A 21,757-nucleotide genomic window follows, 5' to 3' on the forward strand; every position below is an offset into this window, starting at 1 on the left:
CGTGGGTGGTTGTGATGGTCACAGGGTGGCGGCGCGGCGCCTCACCCACATGGGGAGAAGTCCTCGGTTGCCGCCTCAGATCGCCCTTGGTCCCCGTCTCAGTTCGTCCTTGGCCCCCGCCTCGGACCCGCCCGCGTCACTCCGGCGCGTCCTCCTCCCCCGTCCCCGACAGAGCGAGCGCGACACCCGTGTCCGCCTCCGCGGCGCAGCCCGCGTCGAAGGCGATGCCGTACGCCAGCTCGCCGAGGGCCTCGCGGACCTGGCGCTCGCACTCCTCGTGGGCGGCGACCCAGGTGGGTATGCCGATCTGCGGCCGGCCGAGGGTGTCCCAGTGCTGCTGGGCCACCCCCAGGAGGTACGCCGCGTGGTCGCCCTCGCCGACGGCGACCGCCGCCTGGGCCAGCGCCTCCATGCACATGCCGATGCCGAAGCTGTCGTGCATCCGCTGCTTGACCTCCAGCGACGCCCGCGCGGAGCGCCGCGCGTCGGGGAAGCGGCCCAGCGCCAGCTCCGCCTGGGAGCGCAGGGAGTCGCCCCACGCGCGCATCCACCGTTCGCCGGCCTTGTCGCAGACGGCGCGCAGCTCGTCGAGGACGCCGAGGGCCTCCTCGGACCGGCCCATGGCGATCCGCGCGTGCGAGCCGACGGCCAGCGCCGTCAGTCCGGCCACGGTGAAGCGGTCGTCGTGCTGGTGCTCGGCGAGATGCGCGTCGGCCAGCGACAGCACCGCCAGCGGATCGCCCCGCAGGGCCGCCGCGCAGATCGCGACGCAGGTCGCCAGGTCCGCCTCGGTGGCACCGTAGTGCGAGGCGGCCGCGGTGAGCTGCGCGGAGCGCTCCTGCAGGACGGCGACGTCGCCCAGCTCCGTCAGCACCAGGCCGAGCGCGAACAGGGCCGTCACCCGTTCCGGGCCCGGGGCCGGATGCGCGGACAGCGCGCGTTCCAGATAGTGGCGGCCGTCCCTGGCCAGCCCGCAGGCGTACCACAGGAAGTACAGGTCCCCCGCGAACTCCAGGGCCGTGGGGCCGCCGTCCGCCTGGGCGAGGGTGAAGTCCAGGGCCACGCGCAGATTGCCGGCCTCGGCGTGCACCCGGTCGTACCAGGAGAACTGGTCCGGGCCCAGCCAGGCCGCGTTGCCCTCCCGGGCCAGGGCCAGATAGCGGTCGCGGTGGCGGCGGTGGAACTCCGCGTCCTCGCCGAGCCGGCGCAGCCAGCCCTCGCCGTACTCGCGGATGGTGTCGAGCATCCGGTAGCGCTCGCCGGCCGCCGTGGGCACCCAGGTGACGAGGGAGTTGCGGACGAGACCGGGCAGCAGGCGCTCCACGTCCTCACCGGTCAGATGCGCGTCGGAGCACACCAGACGGGCGCTCTCGGCGTCGAAGGTGCCCGCGAAGACCGACAGGCGGGCCCACAGCAGCCGTTCGGCCGGCGTGCACAGCTGGTGGCTCCAGCCGATCGCGGTGCGCAGCGCCTGGTGCCACGGGGGGTCCGCGTCGTGCACGGGGCCGCCGGTGTCGCCGAGGACCGCGAAGCGGTCCTCGAGCCGGGCCGCGAGGTCGGTGGGCGACATGTCGCGCAGCCGGGGCGCGGCCAGTTCGATCGCCAGCGGCAGCCCCTCCAGGCGGCGGCACAGCTGCGCGAGGTCCGCGCGGTTGTCGGGCGTGACCGCGAAGCCGGGCACTGCCTCGGCCGCGCGCTCGGCCAGCAGCACCATGGCGTCCGCCTCCACCACGGAGGGGTGCTCGTCCGGCACCGGCAGCGGCTCCATGACCAGCGTGTCCTCCTCCGCCATGCCCAGCGGGCGGCGGCTGGTGGTCAGCACGCGTGTCCCGGGTGAGGCCCGCAGCAGCAGGCCGAGGGTGAACGCGCACGCGTCCGTGAGGTGTTCGCAGGTGTCCAGCACGAGCAGCAGCCGCCGCTCGCTCAGGTAGTCGCCGAGTACGCCGGTCATCGGCCGGGCCGACTGGTCGGCGAGCGGCAGCGCCTCGGCGATGGTGTGCGCGAGCAGCGCCCCGTCGCGCAGGCCGGACAGCTCGATCCACCACACGCCGTCCGGGAACGCGGACCTCAGCCGGCGCGCGGCGTGCAGCGCGAGCCTCGTCTTCCCGACGCCGCCGGGGCCGGTGAGGGTCACCACCCGGCTGCGCTCCATCTGGCTCTGCAGACGTGCCAGCTCCCGCTCGCGGCCGACGAGTTCGCCGGTCTCGGGGGGTACGTTCCCCGTGTGGTGCTTCGGCTGCCGTGACGACACGGTGACTCCCCTTCCGGGCTGCGATGACCGGTTGCAGCCAGTGATAGCAACCCCACGGGTCCAGCGGGCCCGGATGGCACACTCTCCGCCAATCGGCAGTGGCCACGGGCATATGCGGGCGCCGGGGGCGCGGGTCCGGGCGTCCGGTGGTGCGCCGCGGGGCGGCTGTGGCGCACGTGCCTCCCGGGAGCGCCGCCCGTGCCCGGCGGCGGATCGGCGCACGCCTCACCCCGTTCCCGGGCGGGCGCGCTCCGCCGGGGTCGGCGCGCTCCCGCGCCTGGCGGCGTGCGCGCGTCCGCGGAAGGGGAGCGCGGTGGCGGCGCCGGGGCGACTGCGCCGCATGGCCGCCCCGCCTCGCAGGGCGATGTGCGTCTGCCGATGCGTGGCCGGACTGAATGCCCGGCTGTGGCGCGTGCGGCCTCTCGGCTCGGCGCGGGTCCGGGGGGCGGCCCCCGGGAGATCGCGGCTGTGCCATCATCCCCTTTCGTGGACACCGCTCACATAAGTCCCCTGTTCGCCGGTCGCGTCGCCGAGCTCGAGGTGATCCGTGCCGCGTTCGCGCGGGCCGGGGCGGGTGAGCCGGGTGTGGTGCTGGTGGCCGGGGACGCCGGGGCCGGAAAGTCGCGGCTGGTACGGGAGTTCGCGGCGCGGGCCCGGAGCGGCGGGGCGGTCGTCGCCGTCGGCGCGTGCCTGGACCAGGGCGCCGAGGCGCTGCCGTTCGCGCCCTTCGCCGGCGCCCTGCGGGCCCTGCGCGGCGCGATGGGCAGCCGGGCGGGCGAGGCCGCCGGCGGCGCGGACGGCGCGCTGGCCCGCCTGCTGCCGGAGCTGGGGAACCCTGCGGACGGCGACACCCCCGAACCCGGCGACCGCACCCGGCTGTTCGAGGCGGCCGTACGCCTGCTGGCCCGGGCGGCCGCCGACCGCGACGTCGTACTCGTCCTGGAGGACCTGCACTGGGCGGACCGCCCCACGCGCGAGCTGCTCGGCTACCTCGTACGCAACCTGCCGCCCGCCGCCCGCCTCCTGATCCTGGCGACCGTGCGCACGGACGCCCTGCAGGGCCATGAACCACGCCGCTTCCTCACCGAGCTGGAGCGCCTGCGCGGCGTCGTCCGCCGCGTCGAACTGCCCCCGCTCACCCCCGACGAGGTCCACGCCCAGCTGACCGGCATCGGCGGCGGCACCGCCCCCGAGCGGCACGTGGCCGAAGCCGTCCACCGGCGCTCCGGGGGCAACCCCTTCCTCGTCGAGGAGCTGGCCGCCGGCCCCGGCCTGACCGAGTCGCTGCGCTCACTGCTCCTGCTGCGAGTCGAGGCGCTGCCCGGTGCCGCCCGGGAGGTGGTGCGGACCGCAGCCCTGGACGCGGTGGCCGAACACGATCTGCTGGCCGCGGTCGCCGGCCTGCCCGAGGACGCGCTCCTGGACGCGTTGCGCTCCGCCGTCTCCGCCGGCGTGCTGACCCCCGTTCGGACCCCCGGCACGGACGGCTACGCCTTCCGGCACGCCCTGCTGCGCGAGGCGGTGCTCGACGACCTGCTGCCGGGCGACCGCCGCAGGCTCAGCCGCCGCTACGCCGAGGCCCTCGCCGCGGACCCCGCCCTGGTCCGCCCCGAGGAGCGGCACGTGCGCCTGGCCGGCTACTGGTACCACGCCCGCGAGCCGGAGCGGGCGCTGCCCGCGATCCTCGACGCGGTGACGCGGATGCGTGAACGCCGCGTGTACGACGGCCAGCTCGACCTGCTGGAGCGGGCGCTGGAGCTGTGGGACCGGGTGCCGGAGGAGACGCGCCGCCGTCTCGTCTGGCACTCCACCCTCGAGTCGTACCCCCGGCGGGAGCCGGGCGCGGGCCCGGAGTACCTGGACCTCCTGGCGGAGACCGTACGCGCCGCCTTCTTCGAATGGGCGGCCGAGCGCGGACTGCGGCTCGTCCGGCAGGCGCTGCGTCTGATCGACGAGCCGGGCGGCCCGGACTCCGACAGGGGCGAAGACCCGCACCGCGCCGCCTGGTTCTGGATGGAGTGCTCGCGGCTGACCGCGTTCCACGGCGCCGGCGACGGCCGGGCGGAACTCGACCGCGCCCACGAGCTGGTACGGGACACCCCGCCGGCCCCGGTGCACGCGGACCTGCTGAACCGGCTCGCGTCGTGGCGGCGCACCCGCCACGCCGACGCGGAGGCCGTCGAACTCGCCGAGCGCGCCGTGGCGTACGCCCACCGGATGGGCGCCGCCCAGCTGGAGCTCACCGCCCGCGCCACGCTGGCGCACCTGCGGGTGCAGACCGGCGATCCGCAGGCGATCGCCGCGCTGTACGAGCTGCGCGAGGCCGCCGCCCGTGCCGACGCGCCCAAACTGCTGGGCAGCGCCAACGTCAACCTCACCGACGCGCTGCAGCAGCTCGGCCGCTCGGCCGAGGCGGTACGGGCCGGGCTGGAGGGCGTCGAGGAGCTGAGCCGCCGCGGGCTGACCGGCTCGGCGTCCTTCACGGCCGCCAACACCGCCGAATCGCTGTTCTGCCTGGGGGAGTGGGACCGGGCCGGGCAGCTGATCGCCGAGTGGCGCCCCCGCGCCCTGGCCCGCAGCCGCGCCTCCATGGATCTGCTCGCCGCCCGCATCGCCGCCTGCCGCGGCGACTACGACGCGGTCCCCGCCCTGGTCGCCGCCGCCCGGCAGCGGGTGGGCCGGCTGGCGGAGCCGCAGTACGAACTGCCGCTGGCCGCGGTCGAGATGTGCGCGGCGGCCGGCCGGGGCCGCCACGCCGAGGCGTTCACGATGCTGGACGCCGCGCTCGACCTGCTGCCGCTGCCCGGGCAGGACGGGTACGTCACCCAACTGCTCATCAACGCCGCCCAGATCGCCGCCGACACCGCGGGCCTGCCCGGTATCGACCCCGCGGTCCACGGCGCGCTGCTCACCCGGCTCACGGCCGAGGCCGACCGGGGCCTCGACCCCGGCTGGCGCGCGCTGCTGCCGTGGCTGGCGGCCGAACTCGCCGCCGCCCGCGGCGCGGACGACCCGGCGCTGTGGGCGTCGGCCGCCGCGGCCTTCACCCCCGGCGCCCACCCGCACATCCAGGCACGCCTGGACCACCGCCGCGCGGAGGCGCTGCTGCGCACGGGCGACCCGGCCGTGCGCGACGAGGCGGCCCGGCTGCTGACCGGGGCGCACGCCCTGGCCGTCCGCCTCGGCGCGGTCCCGCGCCGCAGGGACGTCGAGGCCCTGGCGGCCCGCGCCCGCATCCCCCTCTCCGGGAGCCCGGACAGCGCCGCCCCCGCCCCGGACCCGCTGGCGGCGGCGGGCCTCACCGCCCGCGAACGGGAGGTGCTGCGGCTGGTCGCCGACGGCCGCAGCAACCGGCAGATCGCCGAGGAGCTGTTCATCTCGCAGAAGACGGCGAGCGTGCACGTCTCCAACATGATGGCGAAGCTGGGCGCGTCCAGCCGCGGCGAGGCGGCCGCGATCGCCCACCGCCTGCGGGCGTTCGCGGGCGACTGAGCACCACACCCACCGCCTGCGGGCGTTGCGGGGGCTACCAAGGGCCACCCGCGTCGTACGGCGTCAGTCCCGCCGCCCCGGGCCCGGGCACACCTCCACCTGCGGCTGGTCCGGGATGTAGCGGCGCCACATGTCCGCGACATACCGGTCGAGCCCCGCACGGCCCCCGTGCTGGCCGAGCAGCCGCTCGCAGATCGCGTCCGCCACCTTCTCCGGCGCGATCGCCAGCCGGTACGCCAGCGCGCTGCCGCCGAAGAGGACGATGGACGCCCCGTCGCGGGAGAACGCCAGGTCGGTGGTCTCCAGGGCCGCGCCCGACAGGGCCAGCGTGGGACCGAGGGTGCGGCCCGCCGCCAGGTCCCACAACTGCACGGCGCCGTCCCGCAGTTCGGCCAGTGTCGACCCGTCGGGGGAGAAGTCCAGCAGACCGTGGCCCTCCGACTCCTCGACGTCGCCGCCCTCGTGCGCGGCGGCGGGCAGCGTCTGCAGCCGTCGCCAGGTCCCCGTGTCGTACACGTCGACCGCTCCCGAGACCCGGGCGAGCGCCAGCCGGGCGCTGTCGTCGGCGAAGGCCATGGCACGGATCGGTTCGTTGCCGAACACGTCCCTGCGGATGAGCCCGCTGTCGAGCTGGACCAGGACGCCGGACGACGTCACGACCCAGCGGTCGTCCGGGCTCATCGCCACGCTGCCGGAGACGTTGCGGTCCTCCCGGTCCGCTTTGATCTCCGGCTCGTCGGCGCCGTAGCGGGAGTAGGGGGACTTCCAGGTCTTCAGCGACCGCTCCGCACCGTCCTCCGTCTCCACGGTCGCCACGAGTGTCCGCCCGTCCGACGAGACGGCCACGTCCCTCACCCCGGCCCCGTCGGGGCCGTACACGACCGGCTCCTCGACGGTCCGGTCCGCCCTGACGTCGCGGACGGTGATCGAGTACTCCTCCTGCGCGGAGGTTCCGCCGTACGCCAGATAGCGGCCGTTCGCGGAGAAGGCGCCGACCTGGTCGACGCAGGTGCAGCCCAGCACGTCCAGCGGCGAGCCGACGGACGCGCCGTCGTCGGTGTCGCGTACGCCGATGGCCGTGGGACGTTCGGAACCCTCGGCCTCCGACTCGACGGACCGCGGCCGCACGGCCGCCAGTCCGGAAACCGGGGAAGCCGCCAGGACCTCGACCGGAGGATCCGCGGGGACCACGTCCTGCGGGGCGTCCACCGGAATGGTGACGAGCCTTCCCGTGTCGGTGGCGGCACGCAGATAGCCGCCCCGGGGGCCGATGCCCACGGACTCCAGCCGTTCGTCGTCCGAACCGAAGGGGTAGGTGAAGTACGCCTTGGCCTCGCCGGGACGTGCCAGCCCCAACTGAGACGCGCCGAGCGAGGCGAGGTAGCGGCTGTCCTCGCTGAACACCACCGTGTCCACGCTGTACTTCTCGAACGGGCTCGAGCGGGCGCCGGCCCCCTCGGCGGAGAGGTCGACGACCACCGTCTCCAAGTCGGTCAGGGCCAGCCACCGGCCGTCGGGAGAGAACACGGGTCTTTCGCACCCGACGCCTGCGACCGCGTCCCGCAGCGCCGGCTTCCGTGTGGCCACCGACCACGCCCGGGTCACCACGCCCCCCGCCGGGTCCCGCGTGCAGTCGACCAGGTACCGCCCGTCGGGTGAGACGGCGGGAGGGTTGTCGGAGCCCGCCCGGAACGGTCCGGAGCGGCGTCCCGTCGCCGTGTCCCACACGTCCACCTCGGCCTGTTCGGCGAACACGTCGTCGCCCCGCTGGACGACGGCGTACCGCGCCCCTGGCGCGAGGTCGCGCAGTATGCCCTTCCCCACCTCGAAGCTCTCGAACGCGGGATTGCGGGAGCCCATGTCCACCGCCTCGAGCATGCCGTCCCCGGTCACGGCGGCGAACACCCTGCCGTCCGGCGTCATGGCCGGGGAGGGATCGTTCGTGTCGGGGTCCGTGGACAGGTCCGCGAGCCCCTTCAGACCGGCGTCCCGGGCCGCGGTGACGACGTCGAACCGCTCGCCCGTTCCGGCGTCCCACAGCGTGAAGTCCTCATCGCCCAGCAGCACGTCGCCACCGCTCTGGGTCACCCGCACCCCACGGGGATCGGCCCCGCCGGGCAGTCGCCTCGCCTGGTACGGGAGCTGGCCGAGCGTGGTGAGGAGCGCCGACTCCGACTCGTACGACTCGAACTGCCGCCAGGCGGCCACGCTGAACAGCTGCACCGCCTGGGAGTCGTCGAGGCGCAGCGCACTCGCCAGCGAGGCGAGGTTGGCGGCGCGGGCCTGCTTCTCGGCCCGGTCCCGCTCGTCGGCGAGCCGGCTGTTGTTGAACTGCTGCAGGGCGATGAACCCGAGCAGCGTCAGCACCACCGCCAGCGCCACCCCCGCCCTGACCTGCCGGACCCGGCGCCTGCGCCGGGTCTGCGCGGTCTGTGCGGCGGCGAGGTAGGTCCGCTCCAGCTCGCTGGACCGCAGATGCCGCGGCGCGGACTGGACGAAGGCCGCCGCGGCCCGCAGCCCGGTGCCGGTCAGCAGGTGCTCCGGGGTGCGCCCGGCCGTGTCCCAGCCGCGGGCCGACTCCAGCAGGCGCAGCCGCTCGCGCAGGGCCGCGCGGTCGAGGTCCACCCAGCGGCGCAGCCGCGGCCACGCGCGCGGGAGGGCCGGGGCGGCCAGCCGGATCCGGCCGCCGGACCGGCGCAGCACGCCGACCGCCTCGAAGGAGCGCAGCGCGTGCGCCAGCGCCGCCGACTCGTGTTCCGTCCGGCCGGCCAGGACCTCCTCCTCGCCCACGGCCCGGATCGCGTCCTCCGAGCCGTCGGGCTCCGTGCCGGGCGCCACCAGGCGCAGCAGCAGCTCCCGCACCGCCTCGCGGCTCGACGGGTCCAGCGCCGCGTACACCTCCTCGGCCCGCTCACCGAGCACCGGATCGTCGGCGGCCGTGCTCCGCGGGAGCAGCGGGCCCGCCGCCGCCTGGGCGGCCGCCGCCATCGCGGGCAGGTCGACGGCCGGGCCCGGGAGCGGGTCGACGGGCGCCGCCCCGGCCGGGTCCGGCATGCGCGGGTCGGGCCCGTCCTCCCGGCGGCGCAGGTCCTTCGTCGCCTCGGTGAAGCGGCTGAACCGCGGCGGCCCGAAGCCCTCGTGCGGGGTGATCGCGGAGCCCTGGAGCCCCAGCAGCCCGGTCAGCAGGTCCGTGGCCGACGGCCGCTCAGCCGGGTCCTTGGCCAGCGCGCGGGCCGCCTGCGCCCGCAGGTCCTCGGGCAGTACGCCGAGATCGGGGTCCTCGGACACGACGCGCAGCGCCGACTCCATGGCCGACGCCCCCCGGAACGGATCCTCGCCGGTGGCCGCGTACAGCACCACCGCGCCCCACGCGAAGATGTCCGCGGCCGGTCCCGCCCGGCCACCGGTCACGGTCTCGGGCGCCATGTAGGAGGGCGTGCCGACCATGACCCCGGTCTCGGTGCGGGTCATGTCGTCGGTGCGCGCGATGCCGAAGTCGATGACGCGGGGGCCGTCGGCCAGCAGCACGTTGTCCGGTTTGAGGTCCCGGTGCACCACGCCGGCCGCGTGCACGGCCGCCAGCGCGGTGGCGATGCCCAGCGCGACCCGGTGCAGCGCCGCCCCCTCCAGCGGCCCGTCACGCTCCACGGCCTGGCGCAGGCTGGGTCCCGGTACGTACTCGCTGACGATGTACGGGCGGGGTCCGTCCAGGTCCGCGTCGAGCACCCGCGCGGTGCAGAACGCGGCCACCTGGCGCGCCGCCCTGACCTCGCGCGCCAGCCGGTCGCGCATCCCGTCGGCGGCGGCGAGCGCGGGCCGCAGCGCCTTGACGGCGACGCGGTGACCGGCGTCGTCGTACGCCTCGTACACCACGCCCTGCCCGCCCGCCCCGAGCCGGGCGGCGAGCCAGTAACGCCCCAGCCGGTCCGGGTCGTCGGGAAGGAGCGGCAGAGACCTGGAACCTGACATGCGTGTGCCCCCTGCGCCTGCGGACGTGCGGCCCGGTCGGGGCCGGCATCAAGTGGCGACGCCGTCGGGCACGGACCGGTTGCGCCGGGATACCGGAGAATTCCGATCGGCCGCGTGCGGGACCGGACCGCCTGTCGTCGATTCCGGTCGGCTCCGACTCCCGTTCCCGGGGCGCTCGTTGACCGACCTGTCCCCACCGACGATCACCCCGAGGGCAGGCCAGGCGCTCCATGGCGACATCCACCCCGTTCGAACTCGACGACGGCACGCTCCTCCGCGTGGAGACGGCCGCCCCCGCCCACCCGCGTCCCGCGGCCGACGACGACGCGTACGAGCCCATCGGGCGACCGCGCGCCGCGCACGCCGCGGGGGACGCCGCCGATTCGCTGCGGGACGCCGTGGACCGGGTCCGGCCCGCCGTCCAGGACCTCGTCGACTCGCTGCGCGGACTGCCGCGCCGGCCCGACCGGATCAGCCTGGAGTTCGGCGTCAAGGTCACCGCCGAGGCCGGGGCCGTGGTCGCCCGGACCGCGGCGGAGGCCCACTTCACCGTCGGCGTGGAGTGGGAGGCCGCGAGCGGGCGGAGCGGCGCCGATGACGTCTGAGGAGCTGCCGGCGCGGGCGCTGTACGAGCGGGGCGCGGCGCGGGTGTTCGAACCCGGCGGCGAGGTGGCGGGGGCCGGGTTCCTCATCGGCGAGCGCCTGGTGTGCACCTGCGTGCACGTCGTGTGCGAGCCCGACGGCAGCCGGCCCACGCGTCCCGTCACCGTCGACTTCCCGCTGCTCGGCGGAGTGGACCCCGGTACGGCGGTGGCCGCCGAGGTCGAGGAGTGGCGGCCGGAGGACGACATCGCCGTGCTGCGCCTCGCCGGGCCCGTGCCGGGCACGCTGCCGCTGCCGCTCGCGGACGGCACGGGCGAGGAATGGGGCGGGGAGATCCGGGCGTTCGGCTTCCCCGAGGGTGCGCCGCGCGGCGTCAACGCCACCGGGGTGCTGCGCGGCCGGCAGCGCGCCGACCGGCTCCAGCTCGACCTGGCGGCGCACGGGGTGCCGATCGGGCCCGGGTTCAGCGGGTCCGCGGTGTGGGACGTGCGGCGGCACGCGGTCGTCGGGATGCTCGTCACCCGCGGCCGGCGCGGGGTGAGCGGCACGGCCTATCTGATCCCGGCGGAGCGGCTGCTCGGGGCGGACGCGCGGCTCCCGTGCCCGTTCCGCAGCCTGGAACGGTTCGAGGAGGGTGACGCCCGCTACTTCCACGGCCGGGAGGAGGAACTGCGGCTGCTGGGCCGGGCGCTCGCCGAGCGGCCCGTCACCGTCGTCACCGCCCCCTCGGGCAGCGGGAAGTCGTCCCTTCTGCGGGCGGGCCTGCTCGCGGAGTTGCGGCGCCGGGGAGCGCCGTCGGTGCTGCGCGTGCCCCAGCCGGGCGCCGACGCCGACGCCTGGGTCGCCGAGGCCGTCGCGGCGGCCTGGCACGCCGCTGCACCCGACGGATCCGCCCGCGCGGAACGCGCCGCCGCGGTCCGTACGGCGTGCGCGGGGGCGGACGGCGAACGGCTCGCCCTGCGCGGACTGCTCCGCGACGAACTCGGCGCGCGGGGCGCCGTGCTGCTCCTCGACCAGTTCGAGGAGTACGCCGTCGCCTCCCCGCACGGAGCGCTGCGGGCCTTCCGGGTGCTGTCCGCACTGGCCGCCGCGCCCGACCCGGCACAGGGCGGCGGTCTGCGCGTCGTCCTCACCGCACGGCCGGCCACCCTCGAGGCGCTCACCGCCGCCGACACCACCGCGCCGCTGGCGCGCGCCGTGGCGTTCCTCGCGCCGATGACCGCCGAGGCGCTGACGCGGGCGGTGGAGGAACCCGTCCGCGCCGTACCCGGGTTGCGGCTGCAGGCGGGCCTGGCGGCCCGGGTGGTGCGCGACGCGGTGGACGAGCCGGGGTGCCTGCCGCTGCTGCAGTTCACGCTCACCCAGCTGTGGCAGCGCCGCAAGGCCCACACCCTCACGCACGCGGCGTACGAGGAGATCGGCCTCGTCGGCGGCGCGCTGGGGGCGTACGCCGAGGAGACGCTCGACGCGTGCCTGCGGGAGACGGGCGTACCGCCCGACACCGCGCGCCGCCTCTTCCAGCGGCTGGCCCGGCCGGACGGCGGGGGCGGGTTCGTCCGCAGCGCGGTCGCCACGGCGGAGCTTCCCGTGGAACAGCAGGAGCTCGCGCGGGCACTGGCCCGGGAACGGCTCCTCGTGTGGGACGTCGGTACGGGCGCGGAGTCCGGGCCGGGGACGGTCACCGGCCCGGGCACGTCCGGCGGTACGGATCGGGTCACCGGCCCCGGCACGTCCGGCGGCACGACCCAGGTCGTCCACGAGGCGCTGCTGCGCGAATGGACGCGCCTGGCCGCCTGGTTGTCCGACGGCGCGGAGTTCCGCGCCTGGCAGGAGCGCACCGCCCAGGACGCCGCCGAGTGGGAGGCGGCCGGCCGCCCCGCCGGGATGCTCCCGCACGGGGTGCGCCTGGCGCAGGGCCTGGAGTGGCTGCGGACCCGGCCGCAGGACCTCACCACCGGCGAGCGCGCGTATCTGGCGGCGGGCGCCCGGTGGCAGCGGCGCGGACTGCGGCGGCTGCGGGGCGTCGTCGGCCTGATCACCGCCCTGGCGCTGCTCGTGACCGGCGGGGCGGTGAAGCTGTACCTCGACGGCCGCGAGGCCGACCGGCAGCTGCGGACGGCGGCCTCCGTGGAACTGGCCGAACTCGCCGTCGAGACGGGCGGGCGGTCACCGGACAGCGCGCTCCGCTACGCGGCCGCCGCCTGGTCGGCGGACCGTACCCCGGAAGCCCGGCAGGCGCTGTTCGAGCAGTACGTCCGCGCGCACGACACCACGGCCTCGTACAGCGGGCTCTGGCGGGGCGCGGCCCAGCGGACGGCCGCCACCCCGGACGGCCGCACCCTGGTCGTGGTGTCCCTGCCGGACGGCAGCGCCTCCGTCGAGGCGTCGGTGGTGACCGGGGCGCTCGGCGGCACGCCGCGCGGTGTGCGGCTGAAGGGCTTCCCCGGCGGCCGGCGCGTGGACGACGTCCGGCACGCGGTCAGCGACGACGGCCGGCGCTACGCCGTGACGATGCCGGACGGCGACGTCCTGCTCTGGGACCTGACCCACCCCGGCCGCGCCCCGCGCCGTCTGTCGGGCCCCTTGTCCGGCCTGGGCGACGTGTACCACCCCCAGCTCGACTTCTCCGACGACGGGGGCGAACTGCTGCACGCCTTCGGCTTCGTGACACCCCGCCCCCAGGACGACGGACGCCAGGGGCTGCTGCGGCTGTGGCGGACGGACACCGGGCGGAGCCTGCCCGTCTCCCAGCGGCCGGTGACCTCGTACGGGCCGGTGGCCGCCTGGCTGCTGGGCGACGGGGACCAGGTCGCCGTGGCCGTCAGCCGGAAGGTCCGCGGCGGGCAGGACCCGCGCTACGACGCCTACCTCACCGTCCACACCACGGCCACCGGCGCCCTCGTACGCCAGGTGTACGGCGCGGTGCCCGAGAGCACGCCGACCCCCGTGGACCGGGGCCGCGGCGTCCTGCTCGGCGGTGCGGGCGGCCGGCGGTGGTATGCCGTGACTCCCGGCGCGGACGGACCGCGCGCGGGTGCGTTCCACGGCGCGCCCCTGTTCCACGACCTGACCGGCACGCATCTGACGGACGTGAGCACGACGGAGTCGGAACGGGGCGGCGGCCACGGACGCGTCACCCTCCTCGACGTCCGTGACGGCACCCGCTACCGGACGGCCACGTTGCCCGGCCGGCCGGACGCCGCGGAACTCGTGGTGACCGGTGGGGGAGACGGACCCCGCACGGTGCTCGCGGCTGTCGGTGACTCCCTGTTGTACGCCCGCGCGCTCCCCGCACCTGCGCCCGACCGCGAAGCGGCGCCGGGCCCCACCACCTTCGCCCTCGCCCCGGACGGGGCGGGCGTCGCACGCCTGCACCGGAACAGGCTGGAGGTACGGATCCGGGGCCGGGCGGTGCACAGCACTCGGGCGCTGAAGGCCGGGACCGCCGAGGACACGGACCTCGAACTGGGTCTGCTGTGGGTGACCCGGAAGGGAGCCGACGCACTGCTCCTCTGGTCGAGGACGATGCCGGACGCCATGTTGTACAACGCGGACACGTTCGCCAGGACCCCCGTCACCTGGGACTGCGGCCGCGGTGACGGCACCGTCTGGAACCGGCCGCAGGACGTCGCCCAGACCGCCGGCGGCTCGCTGGCCGTACTGTGCGTAGGCGACTCGCTCGTACGCGTCGACCCCCGCACCGGTCTGCAGAACGGCGGCCCGATCCGCCTCGAACGGACCCCGCGGGAACCGGCGCAGTTCTCGGTGCCCGGCCGGCTCACGCCCCGCCCAGGCCACCGCGACCAGGTGGCGGTGGTCACCGACGACTGGCGCGACCGGGGCCGCATCGAGGTGTGGGACCTGCGGCGCGGCACGCAGACGGCGCGCCTCGGGAACGCGCCGCTGACGAACGGCGACGACCCGGCGGAGCGCTGGGTGGCGTTCTCCCCGGACGGTGAACGGCTCGCGGCGCTCGGCGCCCTCGGCGACCGTCGCGTCACCTGGTGGCGGGTCGACGACGAGGCCCGCGACGGGCAGACCCGGCCCCTAACGGACGCGACCGGACTGCTGGGGGTGGCGGCCGACGGAACGCTGGTCGCCGCGGCGGTCGACGACGTCCGGCTGTTCGCCCCGGCGACGGGGAAGCCGCTCGGCCTCCTGGAGTTCCCGGGATACACCACGCTCCGGGCCGCGGAGGTCGCCGGCACCGCGCTGAGGCTGGCGAGCGAGGAGGTCGCCCTGACGCTCAGCCTGTCCCCGTCCGTCTGGCACCGCACCCTCTGCGCCGCTGCCCGCGGTCCCTACAGCCCCGCCCAACGGGCGCTCCCGCGGCTGGACGCCGCGAAACGGACGACGCCGTGCGGTGGGGCGTGACGGCGCCACAGCAGAGACACACGAAGGCCCCACCCGGCCCACAGGGAGCGCAACCGGGCGGGGCCCTCGGCCTCTCAGCCCGCCGGTGTCAGCCGGACCGTGAGGATCTGGAACGGCCGTAGCGCCACGGCGAGTTCCTCCCCTCCACTATGCGACACCTCCGCGGACTCTCCCGCGAGCGGGCGCTCCAGCAGGTCGGTGACCCGCACTCCGCTCACCGGGAAACCGGGACGCAGGCGCGCCCGCGCGCGGCCGCCCTGCGATTCGTACAGCCGGACCACCACGTCGCCCGAGCCGTCGTCGGCCAGCTTGACCGCCTCCACCGTCACCGCCGGATCGTCCGAGGTGATCACGGGGGCGGCCGATGCGGCGGCGGCCACCCGCAGCGGCAGGTTGAGGGCGTAGCCCTCGGCGACCGCGTCCGCCACCGTCGCGCCGGGCAGCAGCGCGTACGTGAACCGGTGCCGGCCCTGGTCGGCCTCCGGGTCCGGGACCCGGGGGGCGCGGACCAGGCTGAGGCGGACCGTCGTCGTCGTACCGCCGTCCGACTCGCGCGTGGTGCGCGAGACGTCGTGGCCGTACGTCGAATCGTTGATCACTGCGACACCGTAGCCCGGTTCGCCGACGTGCACCCAGCGATGGCCGTAAACCTCGAAACGGGCGGCCTCCCAGCTGGTGTTGGTGTGCGTGGGGCGCTGCACATGGCCGAACTGGATCTCCGCGCGGGAGTGGTCGGCGCGCACGTCGACCGGGAAGGCGGCCTTGAGGATCTTCTCCGCCTCGTGCCAGTCGATCTCCGTCTCGACGTCGATACGGCGGCTGCCCGCCCGTACGACGACGGTCTGCGTGATCCGCGAGCCCTTGCCGAAGGAACGCTCCACGCGTAGCGCGCCCAGCAGCGGACCGTCCTCGGCGACCGTCACCGAGTCGGTCGCGGTGAGGTCGGTGAAGCGGTTCTTGTAGTGCTTGTCGATGTCCCAGGCGTCCCAGTAGTTGGGCAGATCGCTGTGCAGGCGCAGTGCGTTGCCGGACGCGGCCAGCACCTCGCGGTCCGCCACCAGGTCGCGTACGGACGCGAGCGTGCCGTCCTCCGCCAGCTCGACGCGTACCAGTCCGTTGTCGAGGACCCGTCCGTCGACCGTGACCGGCTGCGGGGAGGTGCGCGCGGCGCCCAGCGGGGCGACTCCGCTCGCCGGGACCTCCGTCCACACGGCGACCGAACCGTCCGCGAGCTGCTGCCCGTCGGCCGCCGCGCCCTCCGGCACGCGGACGACCTCGGCGCGGTCCCGCGGGCTGGTGTTGAACACCGCGAGCCCGCCCTCGCCGCCCGCCCCGGCCAGCGCGTCCAGCGCCTCGGCGGTCAGCGCGCCGACCTCCGCCGCCACCCGCGCGTACTCCGCCTCCGCCTCGCGGTGCACCCAGGCGATGGAGGAGCCGGGCAGGATGTCGTGGAACTGGTGCAGCAGGACCGTCTTCCACAGGCGGTCCAGCTCCTGCGCCGGGTAGCGGTAGCCCGGCGCGTGCAGCGCGGCCGTCGTCGCCCACAGCTCCGCCTCGCGCAGCAGGTGCTCGCTGCGGCGGTTGCCCTGCTTGGTGCGGGCCTGCGAGGTGTACGTGGCGCGGTGCAGCTCCAGATAGAGCTCGCCGGACCACACCTGGTCCTTGGGGATCTCCTTCGCCGCCTCGGCGAAGAACACGTCCGGGTGCTCGACCGTCACCCGCGCCGAACCCTCCAGGTCCGCGAGGCGCCGGGCCCGCTCCATCATCTCCCGGGTGGGGCCGCCGCCGCCGTCACCGTGGCCGAACGGCGCCAGGGAGCGCGTACCGGCGCCCTTGTCCTGGTAGTTGCGCACCGCGTGCGCCATCTCCTTGCCGGAGAACTCGGCGTTGTAAGTGTCGACGGGCGGGAAGTGGGTGAAGATGCGCGTGCCGTCCAGGCCCTCCCACCAGAAGGAGTGGTGGGGGAGCTTGTTGGTCTGGTTCCACGACAGCTTCTGGGTGAGGAACCACTCGTTGCCGGCCAGCCGTGCCAGCTGCGGGTAGGCCGCGTTGTAGCCGAAGGAGTCCGGCAGCCACACGCCCTTGGTCTCGATGCCGAAGTGCTCGATGAAGAAACGCTTGCCGTGGATCAGCTGGCGGGCGATCGCCTCGCCGCCGGGGAGGTTGCCGTCCGACTCCACCCACATGCCGCCGACCGGCGCCCACTGGCCGTTCTTCACGGCCTGCTGGATACGGGCCCACACGTGCGGGTAGTTGTCGCGGACCCACTCGTACTGCTGGGCCTGCGAGCAGGCGAAGACGAGCTCCTCGTACTCCTCGGCGAGCGCGGTGACGTTGGAGAACGTGCGGGACGTCTTGCGCTTCGTCTCGCGGATCGGCCACAGCCACGCGGAGTCGATGTGCGCGTGGCCGGCGGCCGACATGCGGTGGGCGCTGGCGTGCGCGGGCTTGTCCAGGGCGGTCTTCAGTACGGCGCGGGCGTCGGCCGCGGTGCCGGAGACATCGTCCAGGTCCAGCGCGTCCAGGGCGCGGTCCAGACACGTCATGATCTCGTGGCGGCGCGGGTCGTGGGCGTCGAGCTCCAGCATCAGCTCGCGCAGCACCTGTACGTCGAGGGATAGGTGCCAGACCTCCTCGTCGAGGACGGCGAGGTCGGCGCGCCGGAAGGTGTACAGCGGCTTGTCGCCGGCCGTCAGCCGGTCGCCGAGGGGGGTGGGGCCGATGAAGTCGTTGGCCAGGATGTCGGGGTTCGAGGCGGCCTCGACGAGGTAGTCGACCTCCTCGCCGCCCTGCGCGGCGCGGGCCACCGGGACGTACTGGTTCTGCGGGTTGACGGCCTTCAGCGGGCGGCCGTCGGTCAGATGGACGAGGGCTTCGGCCTGGTTGCCGGGCCAGTCGCCGACGAAGCCGAGGTCGATGACCGTCTCGACGCGCTTGCCCGCCCATGCGGCGGGCACCTGTCCGCGCATGCGGAACCATGTGGTGCCCCACGGGGGTCCCCACGGGGTGCCCATGTCGAAGGGCTCGTACGGGGCGGCCGCCGCCTCCTCGAACGGTACGGGCTCGCCCGGGGCCTGCCAGGCCTCGACGGTCAGGGGGGTGGTGGCGGAGTAGATCGCGGGCTTGATGCGCTGGTCGTGGATGCGTTCTACGCGCTCTTCGATGCGGCGGCGCTCGTCATGCACGGTGCTCTCTTTTCGGGTTCGTGGTTGCGTTGCGCTGCGGGGGCTCCGCCCCCGGGCCCCCGTTGCGGGCTGCACCCGCATCGCGCCTGGCGGCGCTCGGCCTCAAACGCCGGCCGGGCTGGGGTTCGGGTCCTTGCCGTGGTGCCTGGTGGCGGGTGTCATCGGCGCTGCGCGCCTCGGCCTCAGGCGCCGGCCGGGCTGGGTGTGGGACCTTTGCCCTGGCGCCTGGTGGCCGGCCGGGCTGGGTTTGGGCCCCTTGCCCTGGCGCAAGTCCAAGCCCTGGCCCATGTCCAAGCCCAAGCCCTGGCGCAAGTCCAAGCCCTGGCCCATGTCCAAGCCCTGGCGCAAGTCCAAGCCCTGGCCCAAGGCCTGGCCCAAGTCCAAGTCCAAGTCCTTGCCCAAGCCCTCGCCAAAGCCAGTGCCCACGCCCTCGCACCGGGGCGCCAGCCGTTCGCTGCGTGCGCCGCAGGCAAGGAGCGGGACTGGGCCCCGTTCCAGCCCGTCCGGCGTTTGAGGACGAGGCGCGCAGCGCCGACTGTGCCGGGCGCCGGGCGACAGCTCAGGCATGGGGGTGGCCTACCTGAGGTACGACAGGCCCGGGTGGACCTCCCGGTACTCGGCCACCAGGCGGCGGGCCACCCCGACGGAGTCGACCAGCGGGTGCAGGGCGAACGCCTTGACCGCCGCCGTGCGGGAGCCCGAGGCCGCCGCCTCGAGGACCTCGCGCTCCACCGCCTTGACCGCGCACACCAGCCCCGTGGCGTGCGTCGGCAGCGGGGACACCGACACCGGGTGGGCGCCGTTGCCGTCGACGAGGCACGGGACCTCGATGACCGCGTCCGCGTCGAGGGCCGACAGCGTCGTCCGGTTGCGGACGTTGAGGATCAGCGTGGTGCGCTCGTCGCGGGCGATCGCCCGCATCAGGGCCAGCGCCACCTTCTCGTAGCCGCCGGACTCCGAGAGGGACGCCTCGTCCCGCTCGCCCGCCCCCGCCGCCTCGCGGTTCTCCGACATGTACGTCGCCTCGCGCTCCGCCCGGGTGTCGTCCCAGGCCCTGAGCGCCGGCGCGGACGGGTCCCGCATACGGTCGTAGAAGCCGGCCTGCTGGTCGCGCAGGAACGCGCCGCGGGTGCGGGCCGCCTCCCGGTACGCCTTCACCGCCTCGCGGTTGAAGTAGTAGTAGTGCAGGTACTCGTTCGGCACCGCGCCCAGCGACCGGATCCACTCCGCGCCGAAGAGCTTGCCCTCCTCGAAGGACGCCAGCAGCGCCGGGTCCGCGAGCAGCCGCGGCAGCTCGTCGCGGCCGTCGATGTGCAGGCCGCGCAGCCAGCCCAGATGGTTCAGGCCGACGTAGTCGATCCAGGCGTCCTGCGGGCGCGCCGCCCCCAGGACCCGCGCGACGCGGCGGCCGAGGCCCACGGGGGAGTCGCAGATGCCGATGACGCGGTCGCCGAGATGCCGGGACATGGCCTCGGTGACGAGGCCGGCCGGGTTGGTGAAGTTGATGAACCACGCGTCCGGGGCCACGTCGGCCACCCGCCGCGCGATGTGCTCGACGACGGGCAGCGTGCGCAGCCCGTACGCGATACCGCCCGCCCCGACCGTCTCCTGGCCCAGCACGCCCTCGGCCAGGGCCACCCGCTCGTCCGCGGCGCGGCCCTCCAGGCCGCCGACGCGGATGGCGGAGAAGACGAAGTCGGCGCCGCGCAGCGCCTCGTCCAGGTCGGTGGTGACGGTCACGGCGGGCGCGTCGGGCACGCCGGCGGCCTGCTCGGCCAGCACCCGCGCGATCGCGGAGAGCCGCCCGCTGTCGAGATCGTGCAGGGTCACGTGGGTGACCCGGCCCTCCGCCCGGTCCCCGAGCAGCGCCCCGTACACGAGCGGCACCCGGAAGCCCCCGCCGCCGAGAATGGTCAGTTTCACGCTGTGATCACCTTTACGCCTGCCTCCGTGAGCGCGGCGACGGTCGCCGCGTCCGCGGACGCGTTGGTCACTACTACGTCCAGCTCCTCCGGACCGCACACCTTGGCCATGCCGTGGCCGGGGAACTTCGTGCCGTCGGCGAGCAGCACCACCTGCTCCGCCGCGGCGATCATCGCCCGCTTCACCGGCACTTCGACCACGGTGGTGTCCATGACCTGGCCGCCGGGGCGGATACCGCTCGTGCCCAGGAAGAGCCAGTCCGCGTGCAGCTGGCGCAGGCTGTCCTCGGTGAGGAAGCCCACCAGCGAGCGGTACTCGCGGCGCACCACCCCGCCGGGCAGGACCAGCTCGATGCCGGTGTCCTCGGCCAGCTCCTCGTACACCACCAGATTGCTGGTGATGACCGTGAGGCGGCGGCCGTGCAGCTGCCGGGCCAGCCGGTAGGCGGTCGTGCCGATGTCGAGCAGGACGGTCTGGCCGTCCTCGATCATCTCCGCGGCGCGGGCCGCCACGGCGTCCTTCTCGGCGACCCGGACCTCGGCGACCTCGGCGAAGGGCTGATCGCCCTCCTCCACCACCGCGCCCCCGTGCACCCGGGTGAGGAGCCCGTCCTCCTCCAGTTTGATCAGGTCGCGGCGCACGGTGGCGGCGCTCACGCCCAGCTCGGAGGAGAGGTCGGCCACAGACGCGGGCCCTCCGGAGCGCAGCGCCCGGAGGATCAGTTGGTGTCGTCGCTCTGCCAGCATGGCGTGAACACTACTCTGCAAAATCCTTCAAATCTACGTTCGCTGATGAACGAGTCTTGAAAAGTTTGCTCACTTGCCCCACGATCCAGTGTCAGAACTTGCACACTCTTGACGAGAGGACGCGCTCGTGAGCGAGCCGCTCCCCACCCCGGGCCGGACGACGGGCGACGACGCCCCCGATGTCCTGCTCACCGGTCTGCTCTTCTACGACCTGATCTTCACCGGCCTCGGGCAGCCGCCCGTGCCCGGCGAGGAGATCTGGACCCGGGGCATGGGCAGCGGACCCGGCGGCATCGCCAACCTCGCGGTCGCCGCCTCCCGCTTCGGTCTGCGCACCTCGCTGGCCACCGTCTTCGGCGACGACTTCTACGGCCGCTACTGCCGCGAGGTGCTCGCCGCCCGGGAGGGCATCGACCTCTCGCTGTCCCGTACGGCCCCGTCCGGCTGGCACACCCCCGTCACCGTCTCGCTGGCGCTGGGCGGCGACCGGGCCCTGGTGACGAACGGCCACGAACCGCCGTACACCCAGGACCAGTTGATAACCGACCCCCCTGCCGCCCGTAGCGCGCTCGTGCACATCGGCGCCGAGCCGCAGGACTGGCTCGGCAAGGCTGCCGCGGCCGGCACCCGGATCTTCGCCGACGTCGGCTGGGACCCGACCCGGCAGTGGTCCCCGGAGGTGCTGCGGCAGCTCACCCTGTGCCACGCCTTCCTGCCCAACGAGGCCGAGGCCATGGCGTACACGCGCACCGACACCCCGCAGGCCGCCCTGCGCGTGCTCGCGGAGCTGGTGCCCGTCGCCGTGGTCACCCGAGGCCGGGACGGCGCGATCGCCGTGGACCAGACGACGGGGGAGTACGCCGAGGCCGACGCGCTCGACATCGATGTCCTGGACGCCACCGGCGCCGGCGACGTCTTCGGCGCGAGCTTCGTCGCCGCGACCCTCGCCGGCTGGCCCCTCGCCGAGCGGCTGCGCTTCGCGGTGCTCGCCTCGGGGCTCTCCGTACGACGGCACGGCGGCGCCCTGGGCGCGCCCGGCTGGGGCGGGGTCGCCGCGTGGTGGCGGCAGGTGTCGCAGGACCCGGCCGCCGCGGACCTCCTCCGCACCTACGGCTTCCTCGCCGACCGCATCCCCACCGACCCCGGTCCGCCTCCACCGGAGGCACCGGTCTCCCCGCTGTAACACCCGAAGGACCCGAACACCCGAAGGACCA

9 protein-coding genes are annotated in these 21,757 nt (G+C 75.2%); 4 read left to right on the top strand and 5 right to left on the bottom strand.

Annotation, left to right across the window (positions count from 1 at the left end; translation table 11 throughout):
• Positions 1–136: 136 nt before the first annotated feature.
• Complete coding sequence (locus AB0M28_RS10145; RefSeq protein WP_365400740.1) at positions 137–2,251, bottom strand: AAA family ATPase; 2,115 nt, start codon at positions 2,249–2,251, stop codon at positions 137–139.
• Between the two features lie 486 nt (positions 2,252–2,737).
• On the opposite strand from AB0M28_RS10145, the gene AB0M28_RS10150 reads away from it, so the two are divergent.
• Complete coding sequence (locus AB0M28_RS10150; RefSeq protein WP_365400743.1) at positions 2,738–5,743, top strand: AAA family ATPase; 3,006 nt, start codon at positions 2,738–2,740, stop codon at positions 5,741–5,743.
• A gap of 63 nt (positions 5,744–5,806) precedes the next feature.
• Here AB0M28_RS10150 and AB0M28_RS10155 read toward each other — a convergent pair whose 3' ends face one another.
• Positions 5,807–9,712, bottom strand: a complete 3,906-nt coding sequence (locus tag AB0M28_RS10155; RefSeq protein WP_365400746.1) for a protein kinase — start codon at positions 9,710–9,712, stop codon at positions 5,807–5,809.
• Positions 9,713–9,942: 230 nt separating this feature from the next.
• Between AB0M28_RS10155 and AB0M28_RS10160 the strand changes: the two genes are divergently transcribed.
• Positions 9,943–10,317, top strand: coding sequence for a CU044_2847 family protein (locus tag AB0M28_RS10160; protein ID WP_365400749.1), 375 nt, complete (start codon positions 9,943–9,945; stop codon positions 10,315–10,317).
• Positions 10,307–14,689, top strand: coding sequence for a serine protease (locus AB0M28_RS10165; RefSeq protein WP_365400752.1), 4,383 nt, complete (start codon positions 10,307–10,309; stop codon positions 14,687–14,689). Before AB0M28_RS10160 ends, AB0M28_RS10165 begins: the two co-directional genes overlap by 11 nt.
• Positions 14,690–14,763: 74 nt before the next feature.
• On the opposite strand, the gene AB0M28_RS10170 is transcribed toward AB0M28_RS10165, so the two are convergent.
• From AB0M28_RS10170 to AB0M28_RS10180, 3 genes are all read right to left on the bottom strand, one after another.
• Positions 14,764–17,874 carry a glycoside hydrolase family 38 C-terminal domain-containing protein gene (locus AB0M28_RS10170; RefSeq protein WP_365400755.1) on the bottom strand — a complete coding sequence of 1,037 codons (3,111 nt, stop codon included), beginning with the start codon at positions 17,872–17,874 and terminating at the stop codon, positions 14,764–14,766.
• Positions 17,875–18,450: 576 nt separating this feature from the next.
• Complete coding sequence (locus tag AB0M28_RS10175; RefSeq protein WP_365400758.1) at positions 18,451–19,797, bottom strand: 6-phospho-beta-glucosidase; 1,347 nt, start codon at positions 19,795–19,797, stop codon at positions 18,451–18,453.
• Positions 19,794–20,543: a DeoR/GlpR family DNA-binding transcription regulator gene (locus tag AB0M28_RS10180; RefSeq protein ID WP_365400762.1), complete on the bottom strand. Its 750-nt coding sequence runs from the start codon at positions 20,541–20,543 to the stop codon at positions 19,794–19,796. The genes AB0M28_RS10175 and AB0M28_RS10180 overlap by 4 nt, the downstream gene beginning before the upstream one ends.
• Before the next feature lie 127 nt (positions 20,544–20,670).
• Between AB0M28_RS10180 and AB0M28_RS10185 the strand changes: the two genes are divergently transcribed.
• Positions 20,671–21,726, top strand: a complete 1,056-nt coding sequence (locus AB0M28_RS10185; RefSeq protein ID WP_365400765.1) for a carbohydrate kinase family protein — start codon at positions 20,671–20,673, stop codon at positions 21,724–21,726.
• The last annotated feature ends 31 nt before the right edge of the window (positions 21,727–21,757 follow it).

Origin of the sequence: Streptomyces sp. NPDC051940, from assembly GCF_040680895.1 — a bacterium.
In the GTDB taxonomy this organism is placed as follows: Bacteria; Actinomycetota; Actinomycetes; order Streptomycetales; family Streptomycetaceae; genus Streptomyces.

Bases quoted from the DNA above. Each gene is read 5' to 3' on its own strand.
- AB0M28_RS10155 (WP_365400746.1), bottom strand. From the start codon at position 9,712: ATGTCAGGTTCCAGGTCTCTGCCGCTCCTTCCCGACGACCCGGACCGG.
- AB0M28_RS10160 (WP_365400749.1), top strand. From the start codon at position 9,943: ATGGCGACATCCACCCCGTTCGAACTCGACGACGGCACGCTCCTCCGC.
- AB0M28_RS10165 (WP_365400752.1), top strand. From the start codon at position 10,307: ATGACGTCTGAGGAGCTGCCGGCGCGGGCGCTGTACGAGCGGGGCGCG.
- AB0M28_RS10180 (WP_365400762.1), bottom strand. From the start codon at position 20,543: ATGCTGGCAGAGCGACGACACCAACTGATCCTCCGGGCGCTGCGCTCC.